Here is an 8468-nt window from a genome sequence, read left to right as displayed (position 1 = left end):
GATCGGCGAGCGCTTGTCGGCGGGAATTTTTCATCTGTTTGCGGACAGGTTGGAAAAATACGGCCAACATGCTTCAGCAATCCCGCGCCCTGATCCTCGTAAAGGCCTTGCCGCAGCCGAGTAGGAAGCACCAGGAAACGGTGTGCTGCGCCGGTGTGACGGTGGAGGGGGCGTGGAAACGTCTCTATCCGGTCCGGTTTCGGCAACTCGATGACGGCAGTACGTTTCGCCGTTGGGAATGGGTCGATTTCGAGTACGAGCTTCCGTCCCATGACAAGCGCCGCGAGAGCTGCAAGGTCTTTGAGGATCGAATGCGCGTTACCGGGCACATGAAGCAAAACGAGCGCGCCCGTTTCCTCAACCCGCTGATCGTGCCGTCGATCGATGAGGCCGCAGCGCAGGGCGTGTCGCTGGCGCTGATCAGGCCGCGCCGGTCATCGTTCCACTTCAAACGAAAATCAGCCGAGCGTATCGCTAGGGAGCGCGAGCATTTTGCTGCGGTCGAGCGGCAAACGAGCTTCCTTGATACCGATCTGAAGGCGCTTGAGCCGACGCCAAACGACTTCCGCTTCCGTTTCGAGGAGAGTGGTCGCCGGCGTCATTTCATGTGCGGCGACTGGGAGGTGCACACAACCTTTCGCAAGCGACGAAGCGGCGCTCAAATGGATGGATGAGAAATTCAACGAGGAGTATCCACGCAAGGGCATGGCCTTCGCGGTTGGAAACGTCGCAAAGCGGCCCCGGACCTTGATGCTGCTGGGGATCATCAGGCTCGATGAGATCGCGCAGGGTGAATTGGGCTTTTGACCGTGGAAAATCAGCTCTGCGCTTGCCCATCGCATGCCGCCCGCGCTGGCAATATCCTACTGATTGTGCAGAAATCGCTCCTTTCTTGAGCGTCAATAGAAACTCCGTGCGCAAACCCCTGCACTAAGCGGGCGAAACATCGTCTTGCCCCGTGTTGACATGCCGGGAGGGCGGTGCTCGACTTCGCTGGTCAGATGACAGTCAGTTCCGCAGCGTAAGCATTCCGATCAAAACGAGGGCGCGCGCAATTGCGGTCATCATGCGGAGGAGTCGACAATGAATGAAATCAGGAAATCCCGCCCGGCGAGCGCATCGCTCGGGCTGCTCAGGCGATCGCTTCTGGGCATGACGGCGCTCGGCGTCGCGGCCTTTGGCCTCGGTGCGCTGGCCCAGCCCGTCGAGGCGCAGACGCTGCGCGCTGTAAAGCACTCGGATCTGCGTGTGCTCGACCCGATCATCACCACTGCCTACATGTCGCGCAACCATGGTTACATGGTGTTCGATACCTTGGTGGCGCTCGATGCGAATTTCGAAGTGCAGCCGCAGATGGCGGATTGGGAGATCTCGGATGACGGGATGACCTACCGCTTCACCTTGCGTGACGGGCTGATGTTCCATGACGGCGAGCCGGTGCGTCCCGCCGATGTGATTGCCTCGATCCGCCGCTGGGGCGAGCGCGATGGCATGGGCCAGGTGCTCATGACCTATATCGACAGCATGGAAGGCGATGGCGACAACGTCGTCGTGATCAATCTCACCCAGCCCTACGGTCTGGTTCTCGACAGCCTGGCCAAGCCCTCTTCGAACGTGCCCTTCATCATGCCCGAGCGGCTGGCGAGCACGCCGTCGACCGAGGCGATTCCCGAGCAGATCGGCTCCGGCCCGTTCCGCTTCGTGCAGGACGAGTTCCAGCCTGGTGTCCGCGCGGTCTATGTCAAGAACGAGGACTACATCCCCCGCGACGAGCCTTCAAGCTGGGCCGCCGGCGGCAAGGTCGTGAACGTTGATCGCGTCGAATGGGTGACGATGGCCGACGACCAGACGGCGCTCTCCGCGCTGCTCGCCGGTGAGATCGATTACTGGGAGCAGCCACCGGCAGATCTTTTGCCGATCCTGGAAAGCAATCCCGAGCTCGTGGTGCGCAACCAGAACGAGCTCGGCTATCAGACCATCGGGCGCATGAACTTCCTGCACGCTCCCTTCGATGATCAGCAGGTCCGTCAGGCGGCTCTTGCTGCGTTGAACCAGCAGGATATTCTGGATGCGATGATCGGCAATCCGGATCTCTACAACGTCTGCCCCGCGATGTTCATCTGCGGCACGCCGCTCGCGAGCGACGTCGGTGCGGAATTTGCAACCGAGAGCCATATGGATCGCGCACGCGAGTTGCTGGAAGCGTCGAGCTACGATGGCACGCCGCTCGTGATCATGCATCCGACGGATGTCGTCACCCTGCGGACCCAGCCCGTCGTCGCGACGCAGCTTCTGCGGGATGCCGGTTTCGAGGTCGATCTTCAGGCAATGGACTGGCAGACCCTGGTCGGGCGTCGCGCGAGCCAGGCCGCGCCGGATGATGGCGGCTGGAACATGTTCTTCACCAACTGGGTCGGCGCCGACGTGTTCAACCCGCTGGTGAACAACATGGTCAACGGGCGTGGCGCCGAAGGCGGCTGGTTCGGCTGGCCGGACGTGCCGGAGGCCGAAGAACTGCGCAAGGCCTATGCCGAGGCGACGGATCCTGCGGAGCAGGTGGAATATGCCCGCCAGCTGCAGGAGCTCGCCTATGACGAAGTGATGTATGTGCCGGTTGGCGAGTACATCGTGCCCGCATCGTGGTCCACCAACCTTGAAGGGGTGCTGGATGGACCGGCACCGTTCTTCTGGAATATCACGAAGAACTGACAGGCTTTCCCGTTCCCGGCCACCCTGCAAGGGGTGGTCGGGGCGAAAGCACTGTGAGCCCGCATGATCGCGCGTCGTGAAGAGTGAGCGGCGCGCTCTCCGGGTATGTCTTTCCTCATCTCACGAGAGCGTCCGATGCTCGGCTATATCGTGCAGCGCATTCTCGCCGCGATCCCCGTCATGGGCTTCGTCGCATTGTTTGTCTTCCTGCTCCTGCGCCTGACGCCAGGGGACCCCGCCGCGATCATCGCCGGCGATACGGCCACGCCGGCTCAACTGGCGGCGATCCGCGAGCGGCTCGGCCTGACCGATCCGATCTATATCCAGTTCTTGAACTGGATCGGTGATCTTCTGCGGGGTGATTTCGGCGTCTCGATCATTTCGCAGCAGCCGGTGATCACGATGATCGCCGGGCGGCTGGAGCCGACGATCAGCCTGGCGCTGACGACCATCACCTTGTCGATCATCATCGCCGTGCCGCTGGGCGTGATCGCTGCCTGGAAGCAGGGCACGATCATCGACCGGCTGGTCATGGCGATTTCGGTGATCGGGTTTTCGGTGCCGATCTTCGTCATCGGCTATGTCATGATCCAGATATTCTCGATGCAGCTCGGCTGGTTTCCGGTTCAGGGCTTTCGCTCGATTACCGAGGGCATCGGCCCTTTCGTCGAGCGGATCTTCCTGCCCACGATCTCTCTGACCCTGCTCTATATTGCCTTGATCGCGCGTATCACCCGTACTTCCATGCTGGAGATCCTCAACGAGGATTACGTCCGCACGGCGCATGCAAAGGGGCTGAGCGACGTCCGCGTGCTGATGCGGCATGCGCTGCGTAATTGTGCGGTGCCGATTGTTACCGTGATCGGTATCGGCTTCGCGCTGATCATCTCGGGTGTCGTCGTTACCGAGAGCGTGTTCAACCTGCCCGGTATCGGGCGCCTCACGGTCGATGCAGTGCTCGCACGCGACTATCCGGTTATCCAGGCGGTGATCCTGCTCGCCTCGCTTGTCTATGTCGTCATCAATCTGTTGATCGACATCGCCTATGTCTTCCTCGATCCGCGGATTCGCTACCAATGAGCACGCAAGCAGCGCCCACCGGCGGCTCGCCGTCGCGCATCACGCAACTGCGCGAAATCGTCTTTTCCAGCCCGATCGTGGCATTCGCATCGCTTATGCTTCTGCTGATCGTGCTTGCTGCGATTTTCGCACCTTGGGTAACCCCCTATGATCCGACGCGGCTGTCGCCGGCGACGCGTCTCGATCCCCCGAGTGAACTCAACTGGCTGGGCACCGACGCATTCGGGCGCGATCTCTTCTCGCGCGTCGTCTATGGCGCGCGGATCTCCCTGATCGTCGGCGTCGGCGCTGCGGTCGCGGCGGTGCTGCTCGGCCTCGCCGTCGGCCTCATCGCCGGCTTCTTCCGCAGCCTCGATGCCATCCTGATGCGTGTCGTCGACGGGCTGATGGCGATCCCCAACATTCTGCTCGCCATCGCCATCGTGGCGCTCTCGGGCGCCAGCCTCTGGACGGTGCTGATCGCGATCACCATTCCGGAGGTGCCGCGCGTCGTGCGCCTGGTGCGCTCCGTGGTGCTCTCGGCCCGCGAGGAGCCCTATGTCGAGGCGGCGATGGCCGCCGGCTCTTCCACCTGGCGCATACTGACGCGGCATCTGTTGCCGAACACGATCGCGCCGCTGATCGTGCAGGGGACATACATCTGCGCCTCGGCCATCCTGATCGAGGCGATCCTGTCCTTCCTCGGTGCCGGTATCAGCCCGGAAACACCGACCTGGGGCAACATCATGGCGGAGGGGCGAATCTACTTCCAGATCAATCCCGGCATCATCTTCTGGCCGGGGCTGGTGCTGTCCGTCACCATTCTCTCCATCAATCTCGTGGGTGACGCGGTGCGCGATGCGCTCGATCCGCGCATGGCCAAGCGGGGGATCGACCGGTGAGCGATACGCTACTCGACATCCGCAATCTCGGTATCGGACTGGGTGGTGACCCGGGTTACGAGGTGGTCAAGGGGCTCTCACTGGGCATCAGGCCCGGCGAGACGATGTGCCTTGTGGGCGAATCCGGCTCGGGCAAATCGCTGACGGCGCTCTCGGTGATGGGGCTCCTGCCCAAGGCGCTCGCGCCGACGCGCGGGGAGGTCCTGCTCAAGGGCGAGAACGTCCTCAATGCCTCGCCCAAGCGCATGCGGTCCCTGCGTGCCACGGCCATGTCGATGATCTTCCAGGAGCCGATGACGGCGCTCAGTCCCGTGCACCGCGTCGGTGACCAGATCGCGGAAGTGCTCGACGCCCACACCAAGCTCGATGGCAGGGCCCGGCGCAAGCGCGTGCTGGAGATGATGGAGCATGTGCATCTGCCGAATGTGGAGAACCTGTATTACAGTTATCCGCACCAGCTTTCGGGCGGCCAGCGCCAACGCATCATGATCGCCATGGCGCTGATCCTGCGCCCGCAATTGCTCATCGCCGACGAGCCGACCACGGCGCTCGACGTCACCACCCAGAAGCAGATCCTGGCTTTGATCCGCGAATTGCGCGAGGAGCAGGGCACGGCGGTTCTGTTCATCACCCATGACATGGGCGTGGTGGCCGAGATCGCCGACGACGTCACCGTGCTGCGGCTGGGTGAAATCGAAGAGACGCGGCCCGTCGAGGCGCTTTTGCGCGAACCGAAGACGGCTTACAGCCGGGATTTGCTGCAAGCCGTCCCGAGTCTGATTCCGCGCCCGGCCCGCAAGCTCAATGACAAGCCGATCGTGCTGCAGACGACGGGTCTGGGCAAAACCTACGAATCGAGCGGCCTGTTTCGCAAGGGCCGCTCTGTGGTCGCAGCGAAGGACGTCAATCTCACGCTGCGCCAGGGGCAAACGCTTGGAATCGTCGGTGAATCGGGCTCGGGCAAATCCACCGTGGCGCGCTGCATCGTGCGTCTGATCGAGCCGACGGAGGGCTCGATCCGCATCTCCGGTACGGAGGTCGCGGATATCTCGCAGCGCGCCTTGAAGCCGCATCGCAAGAAGGTCCAGATCGTCTTCCAGGACCCGTTTCGCTCGCTCAATCCGCGCATCGAGGTGGGGGAATCGATCATCGAGGGGCCGACCAATTTCGGCGTGCCGCGCAAGCAGGCCATGGAGCGCGCGCGGGAGCTGATGGAGCTGGTCGGCCTGCCCGGATCGGCGCTCGATCGCTATCCGCACCAGTTCTCGGGCGGCCAGCGACAGCGCATCGCCATCGCGCGCGCCATCGCCATGGATCCTGATCTGCTCGTCGCCGACGAGGCCGTCTCGGCCCTCGACGTCTCGGTCCAGGCGCAGGTGCTGGAACTGCTCGATGATATTCAGAAGCGGCTCGGCATCGGGTTGCTCTTCATCACCCACGATCTGCGCGTCGCGGCCCAGATCTGCGACGACGTGATGGTGATGCAGCACGGCAACGTGGTGGAATACGGGCCGGCAGCGACGGTGCTGGGTGATCCGAAGACAGAATATACGCGCGCCCTGATCGAGGCGGCACCGGGGCGGGACTGGGATTTCGGCAATTTTCGCCCGGTCTCCGAGACGCTCGCCGCGCTGAAACAGAAACAATCATAACAAATTCCGGGGAGAGAAATCATGGATATCAAGGGATTGCCCTTCGATTCGGACGCGATGCTCGAAGGGCTTCGCCCATGGATCGAATGCGAGAGCCCGACCTGGGACGCCGCCGCCGTCAACCGCATGATGGATCTCGCTTCCTGCGAACTCGCCTGCATGGGCGCCACCATCGAGCGCATTCCAGGCCGGATGGGGCTCGGCGACAGCGTGCGTGCGCGCTTTCCCCATCCCAATGCCGGCGAACCCGGTATCCTGATTCTCGGCCATCTCGATACGGTGCATCCGGTCGGCACGCTGGAGAAATTGCCCTTCCGGCGTGATGGCGACATCTGCTACGGGCCCGGCATCTGCGACATGAAGGGCGGGAATTATCTCACCCTCGAAGCCATCCGCCAGCTCGCCCGCGCCGGTATCGAGACGAAGCTGCCGGTGACGATCATGTTCACCCCCGACGAGGAGATCGGCACGCCCTCTGTGCGCGACCTCATCGAGGCGGAGGCTTCGCGCGCGAAAGTGGTGCTTGTGCCCGAGCCCGGGCGCGACAAGGGCGGCGTCACCTCCGGTCGCTACGCGATCGCGCGTTTCAACATCGCCACGATCGGGCGCCCCAGCCATGCCGGTGCGCGGCTCTCCGACGGGCGTTCGGCCATTCGTGAGATGGCACGGCGCATCATCCAGATCGAGGAAATGACCACGGATGCCTGTACCTTCTCGGTCGGTGTGATCCATGCCGGGCAATGGGTGAATTGCGTCTCCTCACGCGCTGATGCCGAGGTGCTGACCATGGCCAAGCGCCAGGAGGATCTCGATGCGGGTGTGCAGAAGATGCTCTCACTCGCGACGTCATCGGGCGATGTCGTCTTTGACGTGCGCCGGGGCGTGACCCGCCCGGTCTGGGAGGTGGATCAGCGCGGGCTCGAACTCTGCGCCATGGCGGAAGATTTCCACAAGCGGGTCGGCATGCCGTTCTATCATGAGAGCTCTGGCGGCGGCTCCGACGGCAATTTCACCGGCGCGATGGGCATCCCAACCCTCGACGGTCTCGGCGTCGAAGGCGCGATGATGCACACGCTTCAGGAGCATATCCGGATCGAGACGCTCGCGAGCCGGGGCCGGGTCATGGCCGGGTTGCTCGCAACCCTGTCGTGATCGGGGCAGGGGCGGCGAAACCGCGCAGGTAATCGGCCACGTCCCGTCGCGCGACGGGGCGGGCGATGAGATAACCCTGCGCGTAATCGCAGCCTTCTTCCTCCAGGAACTGGTACTGCTCGATACCCTCGACTCCCTCCGCGACGGCCTCCATGCCGAGTGAGTGCGCCAGGGTAATGATCGTGCGCGTCAGGATCGCGTCATCGGGGTCGCGCGCGATGTCGCGCACGAAGGATTGATCTATCTTGAGGCAATCCACCGGGAATCGCTTGAGATGGGTCAGCGAGGCGTAGCCGGTGCCGAAATCATCGAGCGAGACGCGGATGCCGTGGGCGCGAAGCGCAGCCAGCGTGCGAGCGATACAGTCATCGCCGCCATCGAGCAGGACATGCTCTGTAACTTCGACTTCCAGCGCAGCAGGCGGCAGGGCGTGTTTGTCGAGCAGACCCAGTACACGTGTGACGAAATCGTCCTGACGCAGCTGCATCGCAGCGACGTTCACCGCTACGGTTCCCGGTTCCAGCCCGGCATCGGTCAGATTACGGATGGTGGCCAGCGCGAGATCGAAGATGCGATAGCCCAGGGCCACGATCAGCCCGTTCTCCTCGGCCACGGCGATCATCAGCGGCGGCGGGACCGAGGCTCCCCCGCGCTGCCAGCGCACCAGTGCCTCGAAACCGGTATGGCAACCATCCTTGAAGGATGTCTTGGGCTGGAGTGCGATGTCGATTTCGTCGGCGAGCAGCGCCACGGCGAGGTCGTCGCCGATGGCGCGGCGTTCCTCCAACTCGGCTTTCATCGCGGGATCAAACAGGCAGAGCGTGCCGCGCCCGCGCGCCTTGGCCTGATAGAGCGCAATATCGGCGTGTTTGAACACTTCCTTGGCGGTGCGTGCATCCTCGGAAAGCAGGGCCAGACCGATACTGCAACGGGGCGCGACGCTGCGGCCCTGGATCCGCACGGGCGCATCAAGCGTGGCGAGCAGATCCTCGCC

The 8468-nt window shown here is 63.2% G+C and carries 8 protein-coding genes; 7 read left to right on the top strand and 1 reads right to left on the bottom strand.

Annotated elements, in window-relative coordinates:
• From VKP01_RS10265 to VKP01_RS10235, 7 genes are all read left to right on the top strand, one after another.
• A partial coding sequence (locus VKP01_RS10265) for a hypothetical protein (protein ID WP_324412051.1) occupies positions 1–674 on the top strand: 674 nt, incomplete at its 5' end.
• A complete protein-coding gene (locus VKP01_RS10260; RefSeq protein WP_324412050.1) occupies positions 667–807 on the top strand; it encodes a hypothetical protein in 141 nt (46 codons plus the stop codon). The genes VKP01_RS10265 and VKP01_RS10260, both read left to right, overlap by 8 nt.
• 276 nt (positions 808–1083) lie before the next feature.
• Complete coding sequence (locus VKP01_RS10255) at positions 1084–2709, top strand: ABC transporter substrate-binding protein (protein WP_324412049.1); 1626 nt, start codon at positions 1084–1086, stop codon at positions 2707–2709.
• Positions 2710–2844: 135 nt separating this feature from the next.
• Positions 2845–3789, top strand: coding sequence for an ABC transporter permease (locus tag VKP01_RS10250; RefSeq protein ID WP_324412048.1), 945 nt, complete (start codon positions 2845–2847; stop codon positions 3787–3789).
• Positions 3786–4670 carry an ABC transporter permease gene (locus VKP01_RS10245; protein ID WP_324412047.1) on the top strand — a complete coding sequence of 295 codons (885 nt, stop codon included), beginning with the start codon at positions 3786–3788 and terminating at the stop codon, positions 4668–4670. Before VKP01_RS10250 ends, VKP01_RS10245 begins: the two co-directional genes overlap by 4 nt.
• The gene (locus tag VKP01_RS10240) at positions 4667–6322 is read left to right on the top strand and encodes an ABC transporter ATP-binding protein (RefSeq protein WP_324412046.1); all 1656 of its coding nucleotides are present in this window, start codon (positions 4667–4669) and stop codon (positions 6320–6322) included. Before VKP01_RS10245 ends, VKP01_RS10240 begins: the two co-directional genes overlap by 4 nt.
• Positions 6323–6343: 21 nt before the next feature.
• Entirely contained in the window at positions 6344–7474 is a 1131-nt protein-coding gene (locus VKP01_RS10235; protein WP_324412045.1) for a M20/M25/M40 family metallo-hydrolase, read from the top strand.
• On the opposite strand, the gene VKP01_RS10230 is transcribed toward VKP01_RS10235, so the two are convergent.
• Positions 7443–8468 (bottom strand): GGDEF domain-containing phosphodiesterase (locus VKP01_RS10230; protein ID WP_324412044.1); only part of this gene is annotated, 1026 nt, incomplete at its 5' end. The genes VKP01_RS10235 and VKP01_RS10230 overlap by 32 nt on opposite strands.

Origin of the sequence: Saliniramus sp. (genome assembly GCF_035311605.1) — a bacterium.
Lineage (GTDB): Bacteria > Pseudomonadota > Alphaproteobacteria > Rhizobiales > Beijerinckiaceae > Saliniramus.
Note: the sequence above shows the minus strand (reverse complement) of the source record. Positions and strands in the feature narration are given on the sequence as shown.

Excerpts from the sequence above, each read along its gene's own strand:
- VKP01_RS10260 (WP_324412050.1), top strand. The coding sequence starts at position 667 with ATGGATGAGAAATTCAACGAGGAGTATCCACGCAAGGGCATGGCCTTC.
- VKP01_RS10255 (WP_324412049.1), top strand. The coding sequence starts at position 1,084 with ATGAATGAAATCAGGAAATCCCGCCCGGCGAGCGCATCGCTCGGGCTG.
- VKP01_RS10250 (WP_324412048.1), top strand. The coding sequence starts at position 2,845 with ATGCTCGGCTATATCGTGCAGCGCATTCTCGCCGCGATCCCCGTCATG.
- VKP01_RS10245 (WP_324412047.1), top strand. The coding sequence starts at position 3,786 with ATGAGCACGCAAGCAGCGCCCACCGGCGGCTCGCCGTCGCGCATCACG.
- VKP01_RS10235 (WP_324412045.1), top strand. The coding sequence starts at position 6,344 with ATGGATATCAAGGGATTGCCCTTCGATTCGGACGCGATGCTCGAAGGG.